The 24,697-nt window shown below is 71.2% G+C and carries 20 protein-coding genes and 1 pseudogene; 8 read left to right on the top strand and 13 right to left on the bottom strand.

What is annotated here, in order from left to right; genetic code table 11:
• Positions 1-140: 140 nt before the first annotated feature.
• Complete coding sequence (locus AC07FA_RS03645; RefSeq protein WP_479073019.1) at positions 141-803, bottom strand: winged helix-turn-helix domain-containing protein; 663 nt, start codon at positions 801-803, stop codon at positions 141-143.
• Positions 804-1,187: 384 nt separating this feature from the next.
• Entirely contained in the window at positions 1,188-2,222 is a 1,035-nt protein-coding gene (gene glnII, locus AC07FA_RS03650) for a glutamine synthetase (RefSeq protein ID WP_479073020.1), read from the bottom strand.
• Between the two features lie 244 nt (positions 2,223-2,466).
• On the opposite strand from glnII, the gene AC07FA_RS03655 reads away from it, so the two are divergent.
• Positions 2,467-3,399, top strand: coding sequence for a Gfo/Idh/MocA family protein (locus tag AC07FA_RS03655; protein WP_479073021.1), 933 nt, complete (start codon positions 2,467-2,469; stop codon positions 3,397-3,399).
• 87 nt (positions 3,400-3,486) lie between these two features.
• Here the strand turns inward: AC07FA_RS03655 and pdxR are convergent, their stop codons facing one another.
• Positions 3,487-4,890, bottom strand: a complete 1,404-nt coding sequence (gene pdxR, locus AC07FA_RS03660; protein ID WP_479073022.1) for a MocR-like pyridoxine biosynthesis transcription factor PdxR — start codon at positions 4,888-4,890, stop codon at positions 3,487-3,489.
• A 47-nt stretch (positions 4,891-4,937) separates the two neighbouring features.
• On the opposite strand from pdxR, the gene AC07FA_RS03665 reads away from it, so the two are divergent.
• A complete protein-coding gene (locus AC07FA_RS03665) occupies positions 4,938-5,435 on the top strand; it encodes a carboxymuconolactone decarboxylase family protein (RefSeq protein WP_479073023.1) in 498 nt (165 codons plus the stop codon).
• A 15-nt stretch (positions 5,436-5,450) separates the two neighbouring features.
• Here the strand turns inward: AC07FA_RS03665 and AC07FA_RS03670 are convergent, their stop codons facing one another.
• Positions 5,451-5,810 carry an arsenate reductase family protein gene (locus tag AC07FA_RS03670; RefSeq protein ID WP_479073024.1) on the bottom strand — a complete coding sequence of 120 codons (360 nt, stop codon included), beginning with the start codon at positions 5,808-5,810 and terminating at the stop codon, positions 5,451-5,453.
• 119 nt (positions 5,811-5,929) lie between these two features.
• Here AC07FA_RS03670 and AC07FA_RS03675 point away from each other — a divergent pair, with 119 nt between their 5' ends.
• The 4 genes from AC07FA_RS03675 to AC07FA_RS03690 all read left to right on the top strand — a co-directional run bounded on the left by AC07FA_RS03675 (position 5,930) and on the right by AC07FA_RS03690 (position 9,986).
• Complete coding sequence (locus AC07FA_RS03675) at positions 5,930-6,211, top strand: hypothetical protein (protein ID WP_479073025.1); 282 nt, start codon at positions 5,930-5,932, stop codon at positions 6,209-6,211.
• 204 nt (positions 6,212-6,415) lie between these two features.
• Positions 6,416-7,279, top strand: a complete 864-nt coding sequence (locus AC07FA_RS03680; protein ID WP_479073026.1) for a HalD/BesD family halogenase — start codon at positions 6,416-6,418, stop codon at positions 7,277-7,279.
• A 57-nt stretch (positions 7,280-7,336) separates the two neighbouring features.
• Complete coding sequence (locus tag AC07FA_RS03685; protein WP_479073027.1) at positions 7,337-8,137, top strand: class I SAM-dependent methyltransferase; 801 nt, start codon at positions 7,337-7,339, stop codon at positions 8,135-8,137.
• A 40-nt stretch (positions 8,138-8,177) separates the two neighbouring features.
• Complete coding sequence (locus AC07FA_RS03690; RefSeq protein WP_479073028.1) at positions 8,178-9,986, top strand: choline/carnitine O-acyltransferase; 1,809 nt, start codon at positions 8,178-8,180, stop codon at positions 9,984-9,986.
• A gap of 141 nt (positions 9,987-10,127) precedes the next feature.
• Here AC07FA_RS03690 and glnA read toward each other — a convergent pair whose 3' ends face one another.
• Positions 10,128-11,537: a type I glutamate--ammonia ligase gene (glnA, locus tag AC07FA_RS03695; RefSeq protein WP_479073029.1), complete on the bottom strand. Its 1,410-nt coding sequence runs from the start codon at positions 11,535-11,537 to the stop codon at positions 10,128-10,130.
• A 223-nt stretch (positions 11,538-11,760) separates the two neighbouring features.
• Between glnA and AC07FA_RS03700 the strand changes: the two genes are divergently transcribed.
• Positions 11,761-12,228, top strand: a complete 468-nt coding sequence (locus AC07FA_RS03700; protein ID WP_479073030.1) for an RDD family protein — start codon at positions 11,761-11,763, stop codon at positions 12,226-12,228.
• Positions 12,229-12,372: 144 nt separating this feature from the next.
• Here AC07FA_RS03700 and AC07FA_RS03705 read toward each other — a convergent pair whose 3' ends face one another.
• From AC07FA_RS03705 to lipB, 4 genes are all read right to left on the bottom strand, one after another.
• Entirely contained in the window at positions 12,373-13,080 is a 708-nt protein-coding gene (locus AC07FA_RS03705; protein ID WP_479073031.1) for a DUF4191 domain-containing protein, read from the bottom strand.
• A 19-nt stretch (positions 13,081-13,099) separates the two neighbouring features.
• A complete protein-coding gene (locus AC07FA_RS03710) occupies positions 13,100-13,300 on the bottom strand; it encodes an SCO2195 family GlnR-regulated protein (protein WP_479073032.1) in 201 nt (66 codons plus the stop codon).
• A gap of 273 nt (positions 13,301-13,573) precedes the next feature.
• Positions 13,574-14,554: a lipoyl synthase gene (gene lipA / locus AC07FA_RS03715; RefSeq protein ID WP_479073033.1), complete on the bottom strand. Its 981-nt coding sequence runs from the start codon at positions 14,552-14,554 to the stop codon at positions 13,574-13,576.
• A gap of 118 nt (positions 14,555-14,672) precedes the next feature.
• Positions 14,673-15,500 carry a lipoyl(octanoyl) transferase LipB gene (lipB, locus tag AC07FA_RS03720; protein ID WP_479073034.1) on the bottom strand — a complete coding sequence of 276 codons (828 nt, stop codon included), beginning with the start codon at positions 15,498-15,500 and terminating at the stop codon, positions 14,673-14,675.
• A gap of 269 nt (positions 15,501-15,769) precedes the next feature.
• Between lipB and AC07FA_RS03725 the strand changes: the two genes are divergently transcribed.
• Positions 15,770-17,593 (top strand): regulator, encoded by a 1,824-nt coding sequence (locus AC07FA_RS03725; protein WP_479073035.1) that lies wholly within the window; start codon positions 15,770-15,772, stop codon positions 17,591-17,593.
• Positions 17,594-17,692: 99 nt separating this feature from the next.
• Here the strand turns inward: AC07FA_RS03725 and AC07FA_RS03730 are convergent.
• From AC07FA_RS03730 to AC07FA_RS03745, 4 genes and pseudogenes are all read right to left on the bottom strand, one after another.
• Positions 17,693-19,879, bottom strand: a pseudogene (locus tag AC07FA_RS03730) (alpha-L-fucosidase); the annotation flags it as partial.
• Positions 19,876-22,050: a family 20 glycosylhydrolase gene (locus AC07FA_RS03735; RefSeq protein ID WP_479073036.1), complete on the bottom strand. Its 2,175-nt coding sequence runs from the start codon at positions 22,048-22,050 to the stop codon at positions 19,876-19,878. The pseudogene AC07FA_RS03730 and the gene AC07FA_RS03735, both read right to left, overlap by 4 nt.
• A gap of 183 nt (positions 22,051-22,233) precedes the next feature.
• Positions 22,234-23,541 carry an NAD(P)/FAD-dependent oxidoreductase gene (locus AC07FA_RS03740; RefSeq protein WP_479073037.1) on the bottom strand — a complete coding sequence of 436 codons (1,308 nt, stop codon included), beginning with the start codon at positions 23,539-23,541 and terminating at the stop codon, positions 22,234-22,236.
• A gap of 152 nt (positions 23,542-23,693) precedes the next feature.
• Positions 23,694-24,593: a TIGR01777 family oxidoreductase gene (locus AC07FA_RS03745; RefSeq protein WP_479073038.1), complete on the bottom strand. Its 900-nt coding sequence runs from the start codon at positions 24,591-24,593 to the stop codon at positions 23,694-23,696.
• Positions 24,594-24,697: the final 104 nt, after the last annotated feature.

Below are 24,697 nucleotides of genomic sequence, written 5' to 3' on the forward strand. Positions count from 1 at the left end.
CGGACCCCCCCCCCCCCCCCCCCCCCCCCCCCCCCCCCCCCCCCCCCCCCCCCCCACCCACCCCCCCCCCCCCCCCCCCCCCCCCCCCCCCCCCCCCCCCCCCCCCCCTCTCCTGTCGCGGTGCGTCGCCGCAGGGCGTCTCAGGGGGCGTACTTGTAGCCCACGCGCCGGATCGTCTGGATCGCATGGCGGTGCTCCGCGCCCAACTTGCGGCGCAGCCGCGCGATATGGACATCGACGGTGCGCCCGTCACCCACGTGCCCGTATCCCCAGACCGTCGTCACCAGCTGATCGCGGGTGTGGACCCGGTGGGGGTGCGCCACCAGATGGGCGAGGAGTTCGAACTCCAGGTAGGTGAGGTCCAGCGTGACGCCGTCCACCGCCGCGGTACGCCGGGTGGAGTCGATGCGGACGGGCCCGCCGGCCGGGTCCTCGGCGACCGGCTCGGGCACGAACTGCTGGGCGTGCGGGGCCTGTTCGGGCCCGGCGGGCTGCCCCTGCCGGGAGGCCGCGACGGCCCCGGCGATGGCCGTCTGCTGGTCAGCGGGTACGAGCACCAGGTATCCGATCATCGGAGGCCGGCCCGGCAGCGCGGGCAGGGTGTGCTGCGGCGCGGGCAGCCAGGTGGCTCCCGGCGGCAGCAGATCGGCCACGTCGGCGAGGTGGACGACCTCATCGGGGTCGACGGAACGCAGCCGGGGACGGTGCGGGGAGTGGGGGCGGGTGGTGGAGGTGGCCGCAGCGGACGCCGCTGATGCCGCGGTGGCGGCGGAAGCGGCGGAGAAGGTACGAGTGTTCGCCATGAGGATCAGCTCTTTCGCGCGAGGAGTCGTCGAGGGACGTACGTCGTGCGCGCGGGCCGAAGACCGGGGTGAGCGGCTTTAGAGGGCCTGCGCGTTCCACGCGCGGCAACACACCCGGTCGAAGTCATGATGCTGACGAGAGGGCCAGAACGGCTCGAGGTCGCTGCGACCCGACGAGGTGTGCTTGAAGCTGGCCATGTACCCATTGAAGCAGACATCGCCGTAGCGCAGCAGTGCCCTCTCACCCGTCGATACGCCCTGTCCACCGGCGACGCCCGGCCGACGACGCGGGGACGCCCCCCGGCCCCGGAATCCGGGAACCGACGACGCGGGGGCGCCCACCGGAATCCGGTGGGCGCCCCCGCGTGACGACGAAGAGCGGGATCAGACCTGGTCGGCCTTCTCCAGCGCGGTGCAGCAGGTGTCGACGATCAGCCGCGTGACGACGTACGGGTCGACGTTGGCGTTGGGGCGGCGGTCCTCGATGTACCCCTTCTGGTCCTGCTCGACCTGCCACGGGATGCGCACCGAGGCGCCACGGTTGGAGACGCCGTAGCTGTACTCGTTCCACGGGGCGGTCTCGTGCAGACCCGTCAGACGGTCGTCGATGCCCGCGCCGTAGTTCTTGACGTGGTCCAGCGGCTTCGAGCCCTCGCCCAGCGACTCGCACGCGGTGATGATCGCCTCGTAGCCCTCGCGCATCGCCTTGGTGGAGAAGTTGGTGTGCGCGCCGGCGCCGTTCCAGTCGCCCTTGACCGGCTTCGGGTCCAGGGTCGCGGAGACGTCGAAGTCCTCGGCGGTGCGGTACAGCAGCCAGCGCGCGATCCACAGCTGGTCGGAGACCTCCAGCGGGGCCAGCGGGCCCACCTGGAACTCCCACTGGCCGGGCATGACCTCGGCGTTGATGCCGGAGATGCCGAGACCCGCCTTGAGGCAGTTGTCGAGGTGCTTCTCGACGATGTCGCGGCCGAAGATCTCGTCGGCGCCGACACCGCAGTAGTAACCACCCTGCGCGGCCGGGAAACCGGCCTCGGGGAAGCCGAGCGGGCGGTGGCCGTCGAAGAAGGTGTACTCCTGCTCGATGCCGAAGATCGGCTCCTGGCCCGCGAACTGCTCGGCGACCGGACGGAGCGTGGCACGGGTGTTGGACTCGTGCGGCGTCATGTCGATGTTGAAGACCTCGCACAGGACGAGGACGTCGTCGCCGCCGCGGATCGGGTCCGGACAGGTGAAGACCGGCTTCAGCACCCGGTCGGAGGCGTGGCCCTCGGCCTGGTTGGTGCTCGAACCATCGAAGCCCCAGATGGGCAGGTCCGCCACATCGGTGGAGGGCGACCCCGCCATGATCTTCGTCTTGGAGCGAAGCTTGGCGGTCGGCTCGGTGCCGTCGATCCAGATGTACTCAGCCTTGAACGTCACGGAAGCCATCCTTCGGGGGGTGCTGCGGTCTATGCCGCGCAGCTTCGCAAGCCGCGATTTCCCGGCCGTTGCCCGAATGTGAACCCCGTGTTACCGAGGTTTCCTCCGTTACTGCCCGCCCTCCGTGCGCCGGTAGCCGGAACGTCTTCGAGCGGGTGAACGGCCCGCGTCGTATACGGGGCGGACCGGTGCCCACCAGGAGGGATGCGCGGGCGGTGGCGACCCGCCGGGCACACTGGCTGCCATGACCACACCTACTGCTGCGAACACACCGCTGAGGATCGGCCTGCTGGGTACGGGGCCCTGGGCCCGCAACACACAGGCCCCGGCACTCGCGGACCACCCCGGCGTCCGGCTCAGCGGCATCTGGGGCCGCCGCCCGGAGGCGGCGGAGGCGCTGGCCGCCGTGCACGGCACCGAGGCGTACACGGGCGAAGCGGGCGTCGACGAGCTCTTCGCGGCGAGCGACGCGGTGGCCTTCGCCCTGCCGCCGGACATCCAGGCCCCGCTGGCGGTCCGCGCCGCGGCCGCCGGCTGCCACCTGCTGATGGACAAACCGATCGCGACCACCGTCGCGGGCGCGCGGGAGATCGCGGAAGCGGCGGAGAAGGCCGGGGTCGCCTCCGTGGTCTTCTGCACCTTGCGGTTCGCCACCGAGACGGCCCGGTGGATCAGCGAACAGGCCGCGCTGGACGGCTGGTTCACCGCACGCGCCCAGTGGCTCGGCGCGCTCTACGCACCGGAGGCGACCAGCGAGTACGCCGCGTCCCCCTGGCGCCGGGAGAAGGGCGGCCTGTGGGACGTCGGCCCGCACGTGCTCTCGGTCCTGATCCCGGTCCTGGGCGAGGTGACGGAGCTGACGGCGGCCCCTGGCCCCGCCGACACCACCCACCTGGTACTCCGCCACGCCTCCGGGGCTTCGAGCACGGTGACGCTCGGGCTGGGCGCACCCGTGGCGGCGGTGGGCATGGAGATCGAGCTGAGGGGCGAGCGGGGCGTGGTCACCCTGCCGGACTGGGGCGACGCGGTGGGTGCGTTCCGGGGCGCGGTGGACGCGCTGACCGATTCGGTGCGTACGGGGGTGGCGCACCCCTGCGACGTACGGTTCGGGCTGCGCCTGACGGAACTGCTGGCGGCGGCCGAGACGGGACTGCTGACGCGCGCACGGGGCGTCTGAGCGGCGGGGGCGCCGGGCCGGCGGTCGGTCCCTCGCCCGGGGGCAGCGCGGGGCGTCGAGCCCCCACGACCGGCCCGTCCCGGCCGCTCACTCCGGTGGCAACGCCCTGCACAGCGCGTCCAGGGCGTGCGGATAGGCGTGCTCGGCCGGGGTCGAGTACCCCACGACCAGTCCGTCCCGGCCGTCCTCGGTCGCCGCCGGGTGCAGGTAGTCCGCGAGCCCTTCGACCGCCAGCCCCTGCCAGGCCGCCGCCCGCACCACCGAGCGCTCCGTCCCCGGCGGCAGTTCCAGGACCGCGTGCAGACCCGCCGCGATCCCGGAGACCCGGACGTACGGTGCCCGCTCGGCCAGGGCGGCCACGAGCTGGTCGCGCCGGCGCCGGTGGCGCTGCCGCATCCGGCGCACCTGACGGTCGTAGGACCCCGACTCCACGAAGTCCGCGAGCGTCAGCTGGTCCGTGGCGCTCGACCACTGCTCGCGTTCTCCCTTGGCCGTCACGACGTCCTCCACCAGCCGCTCCGGAAGCACCAGCCAGCCGATCCGCAGCGCGGGGGAGAGGCTCTTGCTCACCGACCCCATCAGCACCACATGTTCCGGATCGAGGCCCTGGACCGCGCCGACGGGCTGCCGGTCGTAACGGAACTCGCCGTCGTAGTCGTCCTCCACGACCACACCGCCGGTCGCCCGTGCCCAGTCGACCACGGCGGCGCGCCGCTCGGGGTGCAGCGGCCCACCCGTCGGGAACTGGTGCGCGGCGGTGAGCAGGACCGCCCGGTCCGTTCCCCTCAACTCATCGACCAGAGCGCCGTGTTCGTCCACCGGGAGGGGGCGGGTGCCGACCCCCTGACCGGTGAGCAGCGCACGGTGGAACGGCAGCCCGTACGCCTCCACCGCCCACGGCCCGCCCAGCACGTCCGCCAGCAGCCGCAGCCCGTGCGCGGCGCCCGAGCAGAGCACGATGCGCTCGGGCGCCGTCCGTACACCGCGTACCCGGGCCAGATATCCGGCCAGGGCCCGCCGCAGCTCGGGCCGCCCGTGCGGATCGCCCGGCCCGAAGGCGTCGTGCGGTGCCTCGGTGAGCGCCCGCCGGGCCGAGGCCAGCCACGCGGCCCGGGGAAAGACCGAGGGGTCCGGCTTCCCCTGGACCAGGTCGTGGGCCGGGCGGACGGTCCGGGGCGGGGTCCGCTGCCGGTGTACGGGAGTGACGGGCGCCGCGCGCTCGGCGACCCGGGTGCCCGAGCCCTGGCGGGCGGTCAGCCAGCCCTCGGCGACGAGCTCCGCGTAGGCGTCCGCGACGGTGTTGCGGGCCAGCCCCAGATCGGCGGCGAGCGAACGGTACGGCGGCAGCCGGGTTCCCGGTGTCAGCCGCCCGCTCCGGACCGCCTCGCGCAGCGCCCGCATGAGCACGGCTCGCCGATTGCCCGTTCCCGACAGGGCGAGCGGCAGATCGCTGCCCAGCACCTCCGCGGAATTGACCCACGAATCAACCATCGAAATGCACCCCGTAAGCGGTCGCCGGTTCTCGTAGATTCGTACCCATGACGACGACAGAGATCAAGACCGACGCCCCGTCCACCACCACCGGCACCACCGTCCGGCTCAACTTCGCCAAGGCCGCCCCGAAGGCGTTCCGGGCCGTGATCGGCCTGGACGCCGCGGCGCGGGAGGGGCTCGACCCCACGCTGGTCGAACTGGTGCAGATCCGGTCCTCGCACCTCAACCACTGCGCGTACTGCCTTCACATGCACACCACCGACGCGCGGAAGGCGGGCGAGAGCGAGGAGCGGCTGCACATGGTCGCCGTGTGGCAGGAGGCGACGCACTTCTTCACGGAGAAGGAGCAGGCGGCGCTCGCCCTCACCGACGCGGTCACCCGGGTCGCGGACGGCGGGATCTCCGACGAGGTGTACGGGCGGGCCGCGGCGCACTTCGGTGAAGCGGAACTGGCCCAGCTGCTCGCCCTGATCTTCACCATCAACACCTGGAACCGGATCGCCCTGGCCACCGGCAAGCGAGCCGGCACCGACGAACGCTGACCGGCCGGGGCCGTATCAACGCCCCAGCGCGTCCCGTACCGCCTCATCCGTGCGTCCCACGACGGCCGTTCCGTCGTCGGCGGTGATGATCGGCCGCTGGATCAGCTTGGGGTGAGCGGCGAGGGCCTCGATCCACCGCTCACGCGAACCGGTCTCCCTCGGCCACTCCTTGAGTCCGAGCTCCTTCGCGTCCGCCTCCTGGGTCCGTGTGATGTCCCACGGCTCAAGTCCGAGCCGTTCGAGCACGTCCCGGATCTCGTCGGGCGACGGCACATCCTCCAGGTAACGGCGGACGGTGTACTCGGCACCCTCCGCATCGAGCAGGTCCACTGCGCTGCGGCACTTGGAACACGCCGGATTGATCCAGATCTCCATGGTGCCCAGGTTACGCGAGGGAGCCTCGAAAGCCCTTCTGGCCAGGGGCGATTGTCAGTGGTGGGCAGTAAAATAAAGGGAGTTCGCGAGGGTTCCACCACCGTGCCAGGAGGATGCCGATGGCCGTTGCCGCCGTCACGACCAAGCCGCTCCACGACCAGTTCACCAAGCCCCTGCGGAGGAAGCGACTCCCCGCGGGCCGGCCCCGCGAGTGGTACGTCTCCCACAACCGCCGCCTGAAGGCCATGCGCCTGGCGATCGCCCTGCTCGACGCGGGCGTCTACCAGCCGTCGAGCGCGACCAACATCCGCATACGCACCATGGCCGAGCGCCTCGGCACCCACCCGCCGTCCGACACCACCTGCCGCATGGTCCGCACCCTGATCCGCTACGGCCGCTGACCCCGGCCTCCCGCACCTGACGCCGGGGCCGTCGCCCTGATCGGGTCACCGGAGCGCGACTCGCGCTCCGGTGACCCGTTGGCGATCGGCCTCGACCGGCGAACGTCAAGGTATGACGTGTCACAGACAATGTGGCGGCGCTGTGGGAACTTCAACTCTGTTACTCGTCAGTCGAGTTATCGACGTGCGCGTGGAAGGGTCGAATTGAGCATGCTGCAAGCCACCACGCTCGACCAGGTGGTCGACACGGACCGCTACCCCCTGTCGGACCCGGGGAGCGTCCAGGGGCTGGCGGTGATCGACCAGGCCCGGCACGAACTGGCCACGGTCGGCTGCACCGTACTGCCGGACTTCATCCGCCCGTCGCTCCACGAGGTCCTGCGCCAGGAGTGCGCGGCCCTCGCACCCCAGGCGTATTTCGACGTCGAGACCGTCAACGTCTACAACATCGACGTGGACACGGCTCTGCCCGGGAACCACCCCGGCCGGCGCACCTTCCAGCGGGGCAACGCGTTCGTCGCGCGCGACCACATCCCCGCGGGCGCCCTCATCAGCCGGCTCTACGCGCACGAGGTCTTCCAGCGCTTCGTCGCCGACTGCTTCGGACTGCCGCGGCTGCACGAACTCGCCGATCCGCTCTCCGGGCTCGTTCTCAACGTCGTACGGCCGGGCATGGAGCACCCGTGGCACTTCGACACCAACGAGTACACGGTGAGCATGCTGACCCAGCAGGCGCGGGCAGGCGGTGACTTCGAGTACTGCCCGAACATCAGGTCCGCCCGGGACGAGCGCTTCGACGCCGTACGCGACGTCCTGGAAGGCCGCACCAGGGGCGAGCGCCTGCTCCTCCGGCCGGGCGACCTGCAGCTCTTCAAGGGCCGCTACTCACTGCACCGCGTCAGCCCCGTGCGGGGCGACGTGGCACGCCACTGTGCGATCTTCGCCTACAGCGAGCGCCCCGGTGTCATCGGGAGCGTGCCCCGTACCCGGCAGCTCTTCGGCCGCGTCCTGCCCGCACACCGGGCCGCCGAAGGCCGGGCCGTACGGGGAGACGAGCTGCTGGACTAGGGCCTGTCCCGCGCAGACGGTTCCCGCCCGCCCCGCGAACCACGGAGGAGTAGTCCCTTGCGTTTCGACGCGAACGGAAAAGTCTCGCTCGACCACATCTACACCGCGCCCGACCCGCGCCCGTACTTCGAGGTGCTCCGCCCCCTCGGCTACTGCGTTCCCCAACAGGCCAAGCCGTACTTCGAGAAGCTCGTCAAGGAGTACCGGGAGTCGGAGGGGGTGGCGGTCCCGACCGTCCTGGACATTGGCTGCTCCTACGGGATCAACGCCGCCCTGCTGAAGTGCGACGCGACGATGGACGAGCTGTACGCGCGCTACGGCGATGCCGCCCGGATGTCCCGCGAGGAGCTCCTGGTCCGCGACCGCGACCTCTCCCGCTCCCGCAGACCCGCGCACGGCCTCCGCTTCACCGGGCTGGACGCGTCCACCAGCGCCCTGGCCTACGCGCGCGAGGCCGGTTTCCTCGACGAAGCGGTCCACGCCGACCTGGAGGCGAACGACCCCACACCGGAGCAGCTCGCACACCTCGCCGGGACGGACATCGTGATCTCGACGGGCTGTATCGGCTACGTCACCGAGCGCACCCTCACCCGTGTCGTACGGGCACAGGGTGGACGGCGCCCCTGGATGGCGCACTTCGTCCTGCGGATGTTCCCCTTCGATCCGGTCGAGGACGCCCTGGCCGCACTCGGATACCGCACCGTCCGGGTCGACGATGTCTTCAAGCAGCGGAAGTTCGTCGACGCGCGGGAACAGGCGCGCGTGCTGGACAGCATGGCGGCCGCCGGAGTGGATGCGCGGGGCCTGGAGGAGGAGGGCTGGATGTACGCCCAGCTCTACCTCTCCCGCCCTCACTGAAACCCCGTCGCCCCTCCCACCAACCGAAAGAAGAGCCGAATTGAACGTCAGCCAGGAAGTCGCGGTCAGCGCCACCTTCGCCCGGGAGGGCGAGCTGCCACGCGTGCCGCTGCCCACGCTCGACGCGAGCTGCGAGAGGTTCCTCGCCTGGAGCGCACCGCTCCTGACCGCGCAGGAGCGCGCGGAGACCGAGGCCGAGGTCGCCGCCTTCCTGCGGCCCGACGGACCCGGCCGGGTCCTGCACGCGGCGCTGGAGGAGTACAACGGCACGGAGGGCGTGCACAGCTGGCTCGACACCTTCTGGCCGTACCGCTATCTCGGCCGCCGGGACCGGATCGCGCTCAACGCCAACTTCTTCTTCCTGTTCCAGGACACCGGCCAGGGGCAGATCGACCGGGCGGCCGGGCTCGTCGCCGGGGCGCTCCACTACAAGCGGCAGCTGGACGAGGGCCTCATCGCGCCGGTGGAGCAGCGCGGAGTGCCCCAGTCGATGGTGCAGAACAAGTACCTGTTCTCCACGACCCGTATCCCCGGCGTCCCCCTGGACACGGTGCGCGCCCCGTACGGCGACAGCGCGCCCGGTCCCTCCACGGCCCGGCACATCGTGGTGTTCTTCCGGGGCAGCATGTTCCGGCTGGACGTACTCGGTGAGGACGGCGCCCCGCACAGCCTCGACGAGATCGAAGCCGGGCTGCGTGCGGTGACCAGGGCCGATGTGCACACGGACGAGGCCGACCGGGTCGGCCACCTCACCACCATGGCGCGTGCGGAGTGGGCGGCTGCCCGGGACGGCCTCCTCGCCCACCCCCACAACGCCGGGACGCTGGACGTCATCGAGACCGCGCTGTTCTGCGTCTGCCTGGAGGACTTCGCACCCGAGGACACCAAGACCACCTGCGACGAGCTGCTGTACGGAGACCGGGGCAACCGCTGGTTCGACAAGGCCGTCTCCTTCGTCGTCCACGCCAACGGCCGGGCCGGCATCAACGTGGAGCACTGCGAGCTCGACGGGACGACCATCCTGAGCTTCACCGACGCGCTGCTCAGCACCTCACCCGAGGAGCACGCCCGCCGGTCCGGCGCCCGCCCGCAGGGTCGACCGGTCCCGACGCCCCTCACGTTCGAGCTGGACGCCGCCCAGCGCACCCAGGTGCTCTCGGCTGCCGAAGCGTTCGCCGCGTACGGTGCCGCCACCGCCACCAGCACGGTCTCCTTCGACGACTTCGGCAGCACCGCGGCCAAAGCGCTCGGCGTATCCCCGGACGCGTTCGTCCAGGCCGCCTACCAACTGGCCCACCAGCGCGCCAAGGGGCACCTCGGTGCCACGTACGAGTCGATCGCGACCCGCCAGTTCCGCCACGGCCGGACTGAGGCGATGCGCGTCGTCACCCCCGAGATGCCGGCCTTCGTGGCCGCGATGGACGACCCGGCGGCGGACCCCGAAACCCGCCGCGCCGCGTTCCGCGCGGCTGCGGGCGCCCATGTGGCCCGGGCGAAGGAATGCCAGGCCGGAGACGCCCCCGAACAGCACCTGTGGGAGCTGGAGCTCATCCAGCGCCGCCGCGGCGCCGAACTCGGCATCACCGAACAGCCCGCCCTGTACCGCTCACCGGGCTGGCTCACGATGCGGGACGACTACCTGAGCACCAGCTCGGCGCCGTCGGAGAACATCCAGTACTTCGGCTTCGGCTCCACGAGCAGCAAGTGCATCGGCATCGCCTACGTCCTGCTGCCCGACCGCTTCAACCTCTACCTGAGCACCCCGCTCCCGGTGGCCGCCCAGATGCACGCCTTCGCGGACCGCCTTCGCGAGGCGGTCGCGGAACTGCGCGAGCTGCTGGCGGGCTGACACCGCACAGGCCGCTACCCCGGCCATGGGGGTAGCGGCCTGTGCTGGCGTTTCTGACTTCACGTCAGTGAATCGGGGGAGTTTTCGCAGGTCACAGCCTGTTCCCAGGACGTAGGGCCCTGGTCACCCCGACCCCGCGGTTTAGATGTCGAAGTACAGCTCGAACTCGTGCGGGTGCGGGCGCAGCTGGATCGGGGCGATCTCGTTCGTGCGCTTGTAGTCGATCCACGTCTCGATGAGGTCGGGCGTGAAGACTCCGCCGGCGAGGAGGTAGTCGTGGTCCGCCTCCAGGGCGTCCAGGACGGCCGGGAGGGAGGTCGGGACCTGCTGGACGCCCGCGTGCTCCTCGGGGGCCAGCTCGTAGAGGTCCTTGTCGATCGGCTCGGCGGGCTCGATCTTGTTCTTCACGCCGTCCAGGCCGGCCATCAGCAGCGCCGAGAAGGCGAGGTACGGGTTCGAGGACGGGTCCGGTGCGCGGAACTCGACGCGCTTGGCCTTCGGGTTGGAGCCCGTGATCGGGATGCGCATCGCGGCGGAGCGGTTGCGCTGCGAGTAGACCATGTTGACCGGGGCCTCGAAGCCGGGGACCAGGCGGTGGTACGAGTTCACCGTCGGGTTGGTGAACGCCAGCAGCGACGGGGCGTGCTTCAGGATGCCGCCGATGTAATAGCGCGCCATGTCCGACAGGCCCGCGTAACCCTGCTCGTCGTAGAAGAGCGGCTCGCCGCCGGCCCACAGGGACTGGTGGACGTGCATGCCCGAGCCGTTGTCGCCGAAGATCGGCTTCGGCATGAAGGTCGCGGTCTTGCCGTTGCGCCAGGCGACGTTCTTCACGATGTACTTGAAGAGCATCAGGTCGTCGGCCGCGGCGAGCAGCGTGTTGAACTTGTAGTTGATCTCGGCCTGGCCGGCGGTGCCGACCTCGTGGTGCTGGCGCTCGACCTGGAGGCCGTTCTTGTCCAGCTCCAGGGAGATCTCGGCACGCAGGTCGGCGAAGTGGTCGACCGGCGGGGTCGGGAAGTAGCCGCCCTTGTAGCGGACCTTGTAGCCGCGGTTGTTCTCCTCCGACCCGGTGTTCCAGGCGCCGGCCTCGGAGTCGATGTGGTAGAAGGACTCGTTCGCCGAGGTCTGGAAGCGCACGTTGTCGAACACGTAGAACTCGGCCTCGGGGCCGAAGTACGCGGTGTCGGCGATGCCGGTGGAGGCGAGGTACGCCTCGGCCTTCTTGGCCACGTTCCGCGGGTCACGGCTGTACTGCTCGCCGGTGATCGGGTCGTGGATGAAGAAGTTGATGTTGACGGTCTTGTCGCGGCGGAACGGGTCGACACGAGCGGTCGAGAGGTCCGCGCGGAGCGCCATGTCGGACTCGTGGATGGCCTGGAAGCCGCGGATCGACGAGCCGTCGAAGGCGAGCTCCTCGGTCGGGTCGAAGACCGCCGCCGGGATGGTGAAGTGCTGCATCACACCGGGCAGGTCGCAGAACCGGACGTCGATGAACTTGACGTCTTCGTCGGCGATGTACTTCTTCACGTCGTCGGCGTTCTGGAACATCCAACTCCTCCTACTCCCGACCCGGAGAAGGGCGGGGTTGCAGCTCTTTCGTGCGGCCAGTGCGGTGGCACACGCTGGACCCGACCATAGGCAGACGGGATTTCTCAAGCATGACCCATTTGTTTCGCCCAAGTTAACCGGGCGAACTGGGCGCGGCACCTCAGCGACGTGTTCCGTGCCCCCGCCCGGCCGGGTGCAAACGCGGGCGCAGTACCGTGGACGGGTGGACAACAGGCAAGTAATCGGATCGTGGCTGTCCGGGCCGCGCGCGGCCGCCGAGGACATGGGCGTCGACTTCGGCTACCGGGGACAGCGCCTCGGGCTGCCCGAGCACGGACCGGGGTCCGTGGCTCCGCTGGGCCGGCGCTTCGGAGCGATCTTCATCGACTGGGCGCTGTGCATGGTGATCGCATACGGGCTGCTCGCTCGCGGTGACCAGCAGGCGGCCGGGAACTGGGCGCTCGGCGTCTTCCTCGTCCTGAGTGTGCTGACCGTCGGAACCATCGGCAGCACACCGGGCAAGCGCATCCTGGGCCTGCGGGTCCTCGCGGAGAACGGTGAGCGGCTCGGCACCGGGCGCGTGATCGTCAGGAGCGTGCTGCTCCTCCTGGTCATCCCGCCGCTGGTCTGGGACCGCGACGGCCGCGGCCTCCACGACCGGCTGGCCCGCGCCGTGCAGGTCCGCATCTGACGGATCGCGGATACAGGCGCCCGGAACGTGAAGAAGGGGCGGTCGTGGACCTGATCGGGTCCACGACCGCCCCTTCTTGTTACGAGGTACGAGGTACGGGCTTGTACGAGGTACGGGTACGAGGAACGAGCTGTACGGGCGGGGTCAGCGCATCTTTCCGCCGCGCGGCATCCGCATGCCCTTAGGCATCGGACCCTTCGGCAGCGGCATGTTGCTCATCAGGTCGCCCATCGCCCGCAGCCGGTCGTTGGCCGCGGTGACCTGCGGGCCGGTCAGGACGCGGGGCAGCTTCAGCATCTTGGTGCGCACCTTCTTCAGCGGCACCTGGCCCTCGCCGTCACCGACGATGATGTCGTGCACCGGCACGTCCACCACGATGCGCGCCATGCGCTTCTTCTCGGCCGCCAGCAGGCTCTTCACCCGGTTCGGGTTGCCCTCGGCGACCAGCACGATGCCCGCCTTGCCCACGGCCCGGTGGACGACGTCCTGGCTGCGGTTCATCGCGACCGCCGGAGTCGTGGTCCAGCCACGGCCGACCCGGTCCAGAACGGCCGCTGCCGCGCCCGGCTGCCCCTCCATCTGTCCGAAGGCCGCGCGCTCGGCGCGACGTCCGAAGATGATCGCCATCGCGAGGAGCGCCAGGACGAAGCCCAGGATGCCCGCGTAGACGGGGTGGCCGATCAGGAAACCGATCGCGAGGAGGACACCGAAGGTGACGATTCCCACACCCGCGACGACAAGACCGATCTTGGGGTCGGTCCGCCTGGTCATCTTGTAGGTCAGGGCGATCTGCTTGAGCCGCCCCGCGTTCTCGGCGCTGTCCGCGCCTTCAGTGTTTGCCTTCCTCGCCATGTACTGAAGTTTACGTGGCCTAAGAACGGTGGTCGGCCACGGCCTCCAGTACATGCTGGGCCTCGACCCGGTCCTTCGCCCTGCGGCGGTCCTCCAGGACCGCCGTCCAGGCGTTGTGACGGGCGGTGCGCTGGCCGCTGCTCAGCAGCAGCGACTCGACGGCACGGAGGGCGCTGGTGACGGACGGGATGGCGTTGGCGCGTACCGGCACGGCCTGCATGGTGGAGTTCCCTCTCGGAGCGGATGCGCTGACTGGGCGCGGACTGAGTACGGGAAGTGGTGACCCGGCGGCGGCCGACGGAGCTGCTGCCGCGTGTGTACCCAGGGTCACTGCTTGGTGTTACCAGCGCATGACCGGTCGGTCAAACACCAATGAAGCCTGGAATTCGGCGCCGCGCACGCCGAAGCGGCCCATACGCGTCCCCGACCTGCGGGGAGCGCATGAGCCGCTTCGAATCGGTCTTCACCGCTCAGTGGCGTTCTGTGCCCGGTTTCACACGGCGGGCGCGGTCGCCGCGGGCGCTGCCGCCAGCGCCTGACGCCGCTCGATCGCCTGCTGGAAGAGGCGTCCGGCGCGGTACGAGGAACGGACGAGCGGACCCGACATCACGCCGGAGTAACCGATCGCCTCGGCCTCGTCCTTCAGCTCCACGAACTCGTGCGGCTTCACCCAGCGCTCGACCGGGTGGTGCCGTACGGACGGCCGCAGGTACTGCGTAATCGTGATGAGCTCGCAACCCGCGTCGTGCAGATCCCGCAGCGCCTCACTGACTTCCTCGCGGGTCTCGCCCATGCCGAGGATCAGGTTGGACTTGGTCACCAGACCGGCCTCGCGGGCCCGCGTGATGACGTCCAGGGAGCGCTCGTAACGGAACCCGGGACGAATCCGCTTGAAGATCCGCGGGACCGTCTCGACGTTGTGCGCCAGCACCTCGGGGCGCGAGGAGAAGACCTCGGCCAGCTGTGCGGGCTCCGCGTTGAAGTCGGGGATCAGCAGCTCCACCTTGGTGGCGCCCGCCTCCCGCTCCGCGGTCAGGCCGTGGATCTGGCGGACGGTCTCCGCGTACAGCCAGGCTCCGCCGTCCTCCAGGTCGTCGCGCGCGACGCCGGTGATGGTGGCGTAGTTCAGGTCCATCGTGACGACGGACTCGCCGACACGGCGCGGCTCGTCGAGATCGAGGGCGGCGGGCTTGCCCGTGTCGATCTGGCAGAAGTCACAGCGCCGGGTGCACTGGTCACCACCGATGAGGAACGTGGCCTCGCGGTCTTCCCAGCATTCGTAGATGTTCGGACAGCCGGCCTCCTGGCACACGGTGTGCAGGCCCTCGCTCTTCACGAGCTTCTGCATCTGCGTGTATTCGGGGCCCATCTTCGCCCGCGTTTTGATCCACTCGGGCTTGCGCTCGATGGGGGTCTGGCTGTTCCGGACCTCCAGGCGCAGCATCTTGCGCCCGTCGGGTGCGACAGCGGACACTCCGGCTCCCCTTTGCTTTCGCTGCATTCGAATCTTCGGCGAACACCAGGGTACGCCCGTAGTTAGAACGGCTTTACGTCTGGCCAACCTGGGGCCGACGGGGCCTATTCCCCGCCCGCTAGGCGGGGGCCGGGGTGGCGGCGGGAGCGGCGGCCTTCGCGGGCTCGACGGTCCGGGGCGCGAGTGCCGCGTTCTCCAGGACGTCCCTGAGGTGCTTCTCCACGACCGGGAGGACCTCCGCGATCGTCACGTCGCGCCCCAGTTCGTACGCGAGTGAGGTGACGCCCGCGTCCCGGATGCCGCACGGCACGATCCGGTCGAACCAGGTGTTGTCCGGATTCACGTTGAGCGCGAAGCCGTGCATGGTCACACCCTTGGCGACCCGGATACCGATCGCGGCGAGCTTGCGGTCCTCGCGGCGCTGGCCCGCGTTGGACGGCGCGTACTCCGGGCCGTTCATCCGCGGGTCGAACTCCTCGTCCTGAAGGCGCGGGTCGAAGTCGAGGGAGAGCCCGCCGAGCGACGCCCGCTCCTCGACCGGGTCACCCAGCACCCAGACACCGCTGCGGCCCTCGACCCGGGAGGTCTCCACGCCGAATTCGGCGGCCGTACGGATCAGGGCGTCCTCCAGGCGACGGACGTGCGCGACGACGTCGACCGGGCGCGGAAGCTTCTGGATGGGGTAGCCGACGAGCTGCCCCGGGCCGTGCCAGGTGATCTTGCCGCCGCGGTCGACGTCGATGACCGGGGTGCCGTCCAGCGGGCGCTCGTTCTCCGCCGTGCGCCGGCCCGCCGTGTAGACGGGCGGGTGCTCCAGGAGCAGGCACGTGTCGGGGACCGTGTCCTCGAAGCGGGCGGCGTGCACCTCGCGCTGCTTCTGCCATGCCTCCTGGTACTCGACGGAATCCTCGCCGAACCCCAGACGGACGAACCGCAGCTCACTCACTTCAGGTGCCTCCCTACTAGCGGTGCCGGAAGCCCGGGGGGTGTCCCCGGAACCACGTCACCATGCACTGGCGTGCGCCCCCAGCCACTGTACGACCGCCCTCGCCGGGGCGGCCCGGCAGGTCGTTTCCGTCAGCGCCACCGGCAATCCTCACACGATCGGATGAATGTGGGGCGAAGGCCGCCGGAGGGTGCGGCCGGGGCCGCTAAATTCGCGCCGTTCCATAAGGGCTGCCCGCCCGGCCACGAAGGCAGGAGACCGTACAGCTGATGTCGGAACGACCTCCGCAGCGCACCCCCAACCGCCGCCTCGCCTCGCTCATCGCCGAAGCCGGGTTCTCCCATGCGGGTCTGGCCCGCCGGGTCGACCAGCTCGGTCTGGAGCACGGCCTCGATCTGCGGTACGACAAGACCTCCGTGACCCGCTGGCTGCGCGGCCAGCAGCCGCGGGGCACCACTCCCGCGCTGATCGCCGAGGTCTTCACCCGGCGGCTGGGGCGTCGGCTCTCCGCCCAGGACCTGGGCCTCGACGCCTGCGCTCCCGTCTACGCGGGTCTGGAGTTCGCGGCGACACCGGCCGAGGCCGTCGACATCGTCAGCGGGCTGTGGCGGAAGGACTCGGGAAGCCATGCGGAGTTACGCAAGATCGCGTTCACCCCGGCGGGGCTGGTCGTCCCCAGCCGGGACTGGCTGATCGGGCGGGCCGACGAGTGGGTGGGCGGCACGGAGTCACCGACGACGGCTGCCGCGACGCGAGGCGCGAGCGGGGTGGCCGGGGCAGCCGGGTCCGCCGGTGCGGCAGTGGGTGGCGGGGCAGCGGTGAGCGGCGGGGCTCATGCGGCGGCGGGGGCGTCAGGGGCGGTCGGTTCGCCCGGGGTGAGCGGTCCTGGTGGACTCGGCGGCCCCGGCGGAGCAGCCGCTGTGGGGGTCGTGGGCGCCCCCCGGGCTCCGGGCCGCCCGAACGGCCTCCTCGGCCCCGGTGGGCTCACCTCCCCCGGCCAGGCCGGGACCCACGGAGCGCACGGCTCCCACGGCCCCCAGACGCCGCACACCGCCACCCCGGTGCACGGCCAGGCCGGCCGGAACGGCGCCCGCGGCCCCGGTACCACCCGGCCGCCCGCGCACCCGGCGCCGTCGTCCCCCGCCCTCTCGACCGTGCCGCGCCAGCGGCAGATCGACCGGGGCCCTGGCCAGCGGGTCAGCAGCGGGGACGTCGCGGCCCTGCGCTCGGTCGGTGAGCTCTTCCGCACCCTCGACAACGCCTACGGCGGCGGACACGCACGGCAGGCCCTCGTCCGCTATCTGGAGCACGAGGCGGAGCCCATGCTCCGGGGCAGTTACGGCGAAGCCACCGGCCGGCGGCTGTTCTCGGCGGCCGCCGACCTGACCAGGCTGGCCGGCTGGACCTCGTACGACATCGCCGCCCACGGCCTCGCCCAGCGGTACTTCGTCCAGGCGCTGAGGCTCGCGCAGGCCGCGGGGGACCGGGGCTACGGCAGCTACGTACTGATGACCATGAGCCGTCAGGCGGTCTACCTCGGGCACGGCAGGGAAGCCGTGCAGCTGGCGCGCGTCGCCCAGCAGGGCATCGGATCGTCGGCGCCGCCCGTCGTGCAGGCCATACTGCACGCGGTCGAGGCGCGCGGCCACGGTGTGCTCGGCGAGGCCAGGACCTGCACCACCGCGCTCGCGCGCGCGGAACACGCCCTGGAGGCCGCGCGGCCCGGGGACGAGACCCCGCACTGGGCCCGCTACTTCGACGAGGCCCAGCTGGCCGACGAGTTCGGGCACTGCCACCGCGATCTCCAGCACTACCGGACCGCGGCCCAGCACGCCGAACGCTCACTCCAGCTGCGCGCTCCGGCGTACGCCCGCAGCAGGCTGTTCTGTCAGGTGGTGCTCGCGACCGCGCGGCTCGGGCTCGGAGAGCTCGACCAGGCGTGCTCCCTGGGCGCCGAGGCGGCCCAGCAGGCATCCGAGATGAGGTCGGTACGGGCCACCGAGTACGTACGCGACTTCGAGCGGCGCCTGGAGCCGTACCGGGACGCGGCGGCCGTACGCACCTACCGGGACCGGGTCGCCGCTCTCGGCTGACCGGCCCCGGCGGTGACCCGGTGGCGGTTCACCCCCCCCCCCCCCGCGGACGCCCCTCACCTCGACCTCCGCCAGGGACAGCGGGTCCGTGGCGGACGCCAGCTGCACCCGGACGTAACGGCCCGTGGTGCCGGGCGGAAGCTCCACCGCGGTGGGCCGCCCCGCCTGGCCGGTCATGTGCACGGCGGTCACACCCGGTGCCGTGCGGGCCTCGTCCAGCCCGTCCGCCGTGAACGGGGTGTCCGAGGTCAGCACCCAGTAGTCCTTCAGACGGTCGGCGCAGCAGTCGGCGCGATTCCACACCTCGACCTGGTCCAGCGCCGCCGATGAGCCCAGATCGACCTGCCACCACGCCTGGTTCGACGGTTCGGCGGTATGTGTCACGGAGCCCGCACCCCAGTCACCGTCGGTGTTCCCGTCGACGGCGCGTGCGGCGGGGGCGTCCCAGGCCGTGGACCGCTGGGTGGCGGGCCTGCCCCGGGCGAGGTTCTCCGGCGCCACCTTCACCTTCACCCGGGTCGTGGTCCGCATCCCGTCGTGGCGCAGCCCGATGTCCAGCGTGTAGGTGCCGGGCGGGGTCGAAGCGGGCGGGGTGAGCCGGAACGGCACCTTGGCGTCCGCGCCCGCGGCGAGCGGCGCCACCCGGGCCGAGGCGGGGGTGACCGTCCAGCCCTCGGGGCCCGAGAGCCCGATACGGGTCTCCGGCGCCCGCTTCCTGGAGGTGTTGGTCACCGTCAGGGTGCCGGCACCCGTGACACCGGGGTTGAGCTCGTCGGGCAGCTCGGTGCGCGTGCGGACCAGGCTGTGGACACCCGGGGTGGCGACCTTGAAGACGTACGCGTGCTTGCTGCTCGTGGCCCCGGCGCCCCGCGCGGGCGTCGTGACGACGACCCGGCCCCGGCCGTCCTTGCGCCACGGCAGCGGCTCTCCGCCGGAGCCCAGGAGGGTGATCCGGGTGTCGCCCGCGACCGGGGTGTCCGAACCGAGGGTCAGCTCCGTGCCCGGCCATTCCAGCGCGGTCGCGTACAGGGCACCGTCCTTGACCGTGTAGCGGATCTCGTCGCCGCCGGACGGCTCCTCGGCGTGGTGCCAGTACGTCGTGGCATAGACCGCCTCCCCGTTGGTCTTCAGCCAGGCGCCGATGTCGAGGAGGCGCTGCTGCTGGATCCCGGGGATCGTCCCGTCGGCGCGCGGGCCGACGTCGAGCAGCAGATTGCCGTTCTTGCTGACGATGTCGCTGAGCGAGTCGATCAGCTGGTCGGAGGTGAGGTGGTCCTCCTCCGGCTCGTTCTGGTTGTAACCGTAGGAGTGCGCGATGCCGCGGCTCGCCTCCCACTTGTGGGGATCGATGTCCGGCTTCACCGTGTACTCGGGTGTCTGGAAGTCGAGTTCCTTGCTGTCCAGGCTGCCGGACTCGATCGTGCAGCGGTTGGCGACCGCGACCTCCTTGGGGTTCTCCCGGTTCTTCGCCCGGTTGTAGTAGTCGGCGATGACCGACGCCGTCTTCCAGTACGAGGCGGGCTTCTCCCACTGGCCGTCGCACCAGAGCATGTCCGGGTCGTACTGATCGACCAGCTCGCGCATCTGCGGAAGCATGTAGTCGTCCACGTAGTCGTCGACCACCGGAGCGCCGGTGTACGGGACGGGGGCCCCGGTGTAGGGGTTGCGCACCGGCCGCCCGGTGTAGGAGGGGTTGTTCCACTCGTACAGCGAGTAGTAGAAGCCCGCCCTGAGCCCGCCGTCCTCGCGGGCGGCCTTGAAGAGGTCACCGGCCAGGTCGCGCTTCGGCCCGAGATCCACGGTGTCGCGTCCGCTGACCTTCGAGTCGTACAGGGCGACGCCCTCGTGGTGCTTGGAGGTCAGGACGAAGTACTTGGCGCCCGCGTCCTTGAAGAGCTTCACCCAGGCGTCGGGGTCGTACTTCTCGGCCTTCCACCGGCCGATGAAGTCGTCGTAGTCCGCGTCCTCGCCGTAGGTGTCCCGGTGGTACGTGTTCGTGGCGTTGCCGGGCGAGTTCATATACGCCCAGTACCACTCGGCGTAGCTGCCGCGGGGGCCCCAGGCGGGCACCGAATAGGCGCCCCAGTGGATGAAGATCCCGAATTTGTCGTCGTTGAACCACTGCGGGACGGGATGGCTGTTGAGGGATTCGACGGTGGGCTCGTAGTCCTTCGCGGCGGGGTCCGTCCCCGGGGCGGGGGCGGCTCCGAGCAGGCCGGCGAAGGCGGCCAGTGCGGTGGCTGCGACTCCCGTACGTCCGACGGTGCCGCGGTGCGTGCGGGTCACTGCGATTCCTTTCCGGAGAGGGCCCTGACCTGATCGGGACTCAGTGCTTCGTCCCAGGTGAGGAGGTCGTCGAGGTCTCCGCGCAGGCCGGCCTTCTCGGTGCCGACCGAGCGCAGGGGGAGCGGGATGGAGGCGCCGGCCGTGCCGACGCGCTCCCCGTCGGCGTAGAGGGTGGTGCGACCGGGCTCCGTCACCCAGGTCAGCTGCACCCAGCGGTTCAGCGGCAGGGTGTAGTCGAAGCTCAGATCGGCGGCGCCGTACCGGGTGAGGCCGACCTTGCCGGTGCCGTACTGCTGGAGCTTGAGCGCGCCCGCCCTGGAGCTGAGCAGCACCTGATCGGCGGTGCGGGCGGTGGAGCGGACCTGGACGGACACCGTCCACGGCTCGGCGACGTCCAGACCGCCGAAGCCCACGCCGTCCCGGTCGGAGTCGAAGCGCCAGGCCTGGCCGTTCACGCCGTCGGCGACGGGCGTCGGGTTGTTGATGATGTAGGAGCTGCCCGGCAGCCCGCCCGCGGTGTCCTGTGCGAAGAGCGTGTTGCCGGGGCTGCCCGCCCAGGTCCAGCCGCTCGGATACGCGGCGGTGTCGAAGGTCCAGTGATGGCTGGGGCGTCCGTCGTCCACCCGTGGGGCCGCAGGGGCGGGGGTGATTCCGGGCGGGTCACCGATGCGGGCGGCGAGGGAGCGGAAGCCGGTGACCGTGCCGGGGGTCGGCGTGGCGTTCCAGGAGCGGTCGGCCATGATCGCGCGGGCGCCGGCCATGTGCTGCTCGAAGTAGCCGTCCTCGGCCCAGAAGTTGTAGTCCGCCCAGTTCACCAGGGAGGAACCGAGCATGTCGGGTGCGGTGCTCGGTGCCCAGTCGTCGTACATCCAGGGCTCGTTCGGGTACAGGTGGTGGTAGTTGTTCGGGGTGTCGTAGAAGGGGCCGATGGCGATCTCGTCGTGGCCGGGGACGGCGGGAGCGGCGCCGGTTCCCTCCCAGGTGATGAAGACGACCGGGCCGTGCGCCTTCTGCTGGGGCGCGGTCAGGTGCTCCGAGCCGTTGTAGACGGCCGTCCGCCTGCCGTGTGAAGCCAGCACGTCGTCAAGGGTGTTGATGTACCGGTTGAGGAGGTCGCCGAGCGTGGACACCTCGGGGTCGGCGGCCAGGAACTCCTTGACGCGCGGGCAGTCGGCGAGCTGGCCGGGCACCTCCTCCCCGCCGATGGAGAACAGCGGGGCATCGAACCAGCCCGCGAACTCGTCAACGATCTCCTTGGTCTTCGCGACCGCCTTCTCGCTGGTCATGTCGATGATCCAGTCGGCGGTGAGATGCGAGTGGGTGTGCGCTCCGGTGCAGGGATTCGTACCGGAGCCGAAGCCGATGCCGAAGGCCTCGCTGATCACGGTGGCGTGTCCGGGGACCTCGATGCCGGGCATCAGCTGGACGTGATGGCGGGCGGCGAAGCTCTTGAGGTGCTCGATGTCGGCGCGGCTGTAGCTGTGTCCGGGATCGGCGAGGCCGGGGAACTTCGGGCTGTACAGGCGGAAGCCCTCGGACTCGGACAGATGCAGGAAGAGCGTGTTGAGCTTCTGGTCGCCCATCCTGCGGATCAGATTCCTCAGGTACGGGATCTGCCAGTACTTGCGGCCCGCGTCGAGATGGACCATCCGCAGCCGCTGGGCCGGCCGGTCGAGGGATCGGGCGCGCGGCAGGGAGCGGTGGCCGGGATCGGTGGCGCGCAGCAGCTGGAGCACGGTGCGTGTGCCGTAGAACAGGCCGTGGGTGGAGGCGGCCTCGATGCGTACGGGCCCCGCACTGTCGAGCCGGTAACCCTCGGCGCCGAACGGGGTGGCGGCGGGGCCGTCGGTGAGCCCCAGGACGATGTCGCCGTCCTTCGCGTGGGACACGTCGCCGCTGATGGCGGGGGTGATTCCGCTGATACCGGCGAGCTCGGTACGCAGGTGCCGGGCGAGGTCGTGGACGTTCTGCCGTGCGGGGCCCGGCAGTTCCTGACGCCCGGAGGGCAGCGCGGTCCGGGCGAGGGAGCGCGGATCGACCAGGATGCGGGTCCGCGGCGTGAGCGTCGTCAGCCCACCGAGGTCCGACCACTCGGTGGGGCGGGGGATGACCGGTGGCGGAGAGGACGCGGGAGCCGGCGCGGGATCAGCCGGCTCGCTCGCTACAGCCATAGGAGCTATTGCTCCGATGACTAGGGTGAGGATTACGGACAGTACGGGTCCAGCACGACGCACAACGGCCTCCCGATTAGCGGCAATCGGGAGGACCGTATGGTGTATGTACACGGCATGACAAGAGAGAGGTCGGATGTGTTCCTGGCGTGAGGGCTTCTCGGCGCGGAGTCCGCGGTGCTGTCAGGCAGCCGTGCCGAGCGTTGCCTCGGCCCCGTATCCCTCCTGTACACCCAGGTCGGCGAGGATCGCGGCGGCGGCGCGGCGGCCCGAGTGCAGGGCCCCCTCGACCGTGCTCGTGTCGCGGTGGTCACCGCACACGTACAGCCCGGCGAGCATCCGGACCGGGCGGTGCGGATCGTGCGGGGCGGGCATCGCCGGAACGGCCTCCGGGTCGTGATGGGCCGCCAGCAGCTCCCAGTCGTCCGTGGACGTTCCGTACAGCGCCCCGAGGTGTCTCCGGACCGAGCGGTCGAGATCCGGCGGAGGCGTACCGAGCACCGTCGATGTGATCAGCGTGCGGCCGTGCGGGGCGCGTGAGGGGTCGACCTCGCTCATGACGGCGGTGTGCGCGACCGGGCCCGAACGGTCGGCGTCCAGCAGCAGCGAGGTGCCGGTCGGCGGGGGAACGGGAGCCGTGTGGTGCAGCACCGTCACCGGGTGGAAGGACGGCATCCGCAGCCCGGGCAGCAGCTCGGCGGCCGCGCCGGCCCCGGTCGCCAGCAGCAGGGAGCGGCAGCGCAGTTCGCCGTGCTCCTTGGTGCGCACCGAGGTGATGCCCGCGGCGGTGACATGGACACCGGTCCGTACGGTGCCGGGCGGCAGCGTGGCCGCCAGGAGTTCGGGCAGGGTCGATGAGCCGCCCGCCGGTACGCACAGCCCGCCGCGCGCATAGCCGCGCAGGGCGAGATCGGCGACGCGGCTCGACGTGGTGAGCGCGGGATCGCTGAGCAGTGCGGAGAGCAGCGGGCGCAGAAAGCCGTTGACCGTACGGGACGGGAGGCCGCGCGCCGACAGGGCGGCGAGGGTGGTCCGTTCCGGCCGGGCCAGGAGGCGGGAGGCGGGTGTGGAGGCCAGCCTTGCCAGTGCCGCGCCCAGGCGGGCCTGGTCGATCGCGCCGCCCAGCGGCGCGCGGGGGGCGCTCGACAGGGAGCGCACCGCTCTGAGTGCGCCCCTCGCGCTCCGTATGGTGCCGGTGCGGTACTGGCGGCCCTCGCTGTGGACCAGCAGCCCGGGGGCGAAGCTCCTCAGCACCAGCCCTTGGAGGGCGGGGGTGAGGCCGAGCTCCGGACAGCCGGAGCTGAGCAGCGGCCCCAGGTGGTCGAGCCGGAATCCGTCCACGTCGTGCGTGACCATCCGGCCGCCGACCCAGGGGGCGGCCTCCAGGACACTGACGCTCACTCCCGCGCGGTTGAGCCGATGGGCAGCCGACAGGCCGGCTGCCCCGGCTCCGATGATGATCACGTCTGCGTGATGTGCCGTGCTGAGCACGTGCCCCTCCCCGAGTCGGTGCGACTGGTGGGAGGCTCTTGCCCCCAACAGGCCCCCGGAATGCCCGAGTTCGGGTCGAGGCTAGGAGGATGGCCGATACGGGCGCAGCAGCGCGTGCCCCGGGCACCGGGGCACGGGGTCGCACACGGGCGTCAGCGCAGGGCCGCCCGGATCGCCGCGTCGATCCCGGGGAACGCGAACGAGAAGCCTGAATCGAGCAGTTGACCGGGCAGGACCCGCTGGCTGCCCAGCACATCGGCCGCGAAGCCCCCCAGCGCGATCCGCAGCGCCGGCGCCGGGGCGGTGAACAGCGTCGGGCGGTGCAGCACCCGCCCCATCGCGGCCGTCACTTCGCGGTTCGTGACCGGTTCGGGTCCGGTGAGGTTGACCGGGCCGGACAGTTCCGGTGTGTCGATGATGTGCCGCAGGGCCGCGATGTGGTCGTGCAGCGCGATGTAGCTCCAGAACTGGCGCCCGTTGCCGAGCCGCCCGCCGAGACCCGCCCGGAACAGCGGGAACAGCCGCCCCCACGCCCCGCCCTCCCGGGCGACGACCAGGCCGGTGCGCCCGAACACGGTCCGTACGCCCGCCTCCTGCGCCGCCGCCGCGGCCTCCTCCCACTCCACGCAGACGGACGGCAGGAAGCCCTCGCCGGGCGGAGCGCTCTCGTCGACCGCGCGGTCCCCGGTGTCGCCGTAGTAACCGATGGCCGACCCGGAAAGCAGCACCTTCGGCGGGGTGTCGAGGGAGGCGACGGCCTCGGCGATCGCCGCGGTGCCCAGCACCCGGCTCTCCCGGATCTCGCGCTTGTACGCCTCCGTCCAGCGGCGGTCACCGACGCCGGCACCGGCCAGGTGGACGACGGCGTCGCAGCCCACCAGTCCCGCCACGTCGACGAACTGACGCCGGGGGTCCCACTCCACCTCGTCGCCCGCGGCGGCCGGGCGGCGCACCAGGCGGACCACCTCGTGCCCGTCGGCCAGAAGCGAACGCACCAGCGCCGCTCCGATGAGTCCTGTCGATCCGGTGACGGCGATACGGGAGTGCGGCATGGCCCCATCCTGCCTCAGCCGGGCCCCGCGACGCCGTGTTCCGGCCGTCCGGCGGAACGCCGGAACCGGGAAAAGGCGCTGACCGGGCGGGGTGGGGCATGCCA

The sequence above is a fragment of the Streptomyces sp. NPDC045968 genome (assembly GCF_056430475.1).

Coding starts and splice junctions, on each gene's coding strand:
- AC07FA_RS03645 (WP_479073019.1), bottom strand. CDS start 803: ATGGCGAACACTCGTACCTTCTCCGCCGCTTCCGCCGCCACCGCGGCA.
- AC07FA_RS03655 (WP_479073021.1), top strand. CDS start 2,467: ATGACCACACCTACTGCTGCGAACACACCGCTGAGGATCGGCCTGCTG.
- pdxR (WP_479073022.1), bottom strand. CDS start 4,890: ATGGTTGATTCGTGGGTCAATTCCGCGGAGGTGCTGGGCAGCGATCTG.
- AC07FA_RS03665 (WP_479073023.1), top strand. CDS start 4,938: ATGACGACGACAGAGATCAAGACCGACGCCCCGTCCACCACCACCGGC.
- AC07FA_RS03670 (WP_479073024.1), bottom strand. CDS start 5,810: ATGGAGATCTGGATCAATCCGGCGTGTTCCAAGTGCCGCAGCGCAGTG.
- AC07FA_RS03675 (WP_479073025.1), top strand. CDS start 5,930: ATGGCCGTTGCCGCCGTCACGACCAAGCCGCTCCACGACCAGTTCACC.
- glnA (WP_479073029.1), bottom strand. CDS start 11,537: ATGTTCCAGAACGCCGACGACGTGAAGAAGTACATCGCCGACGAAGAC.
- AC07FA_RS03705 (WP_479073031.1), bottom strand. CDS start 13,080: ATGGCGAGGAAGGCAAACACTGAAGGCGCGGACAGCGCCGAGAACGCG.
- AC07FA_RS03710 (WP_479073032.1), bottom strand. CDS start 13,300: ATGCAGGCCGTGCCGGTACGCGCCAACGCCATCCCGTCCGTCACCAGC.
- AC07FA_RS03725 (WP_479073035.1), top strand. CDS start 15,770: ATGTCGGAACGACCTCCGCAGCGCACCCCCAACCGCCGCCTCGCCTCG.
- AC07FA_RS03735 (WP_479073036.1), bottom strand. CDS start 22,050: ATGGCTGTAGCGAGCGAGCCGGCTGATCCCGCGCCGGCTCCCGCGTCC.
- AC07FA_RS03745 (WP_479073038.1), bottom strand. CDS start 24,593: ATGCCGCACTCCCGTATCGCCGTCACCGGATCGACAGGACTCATCGGA.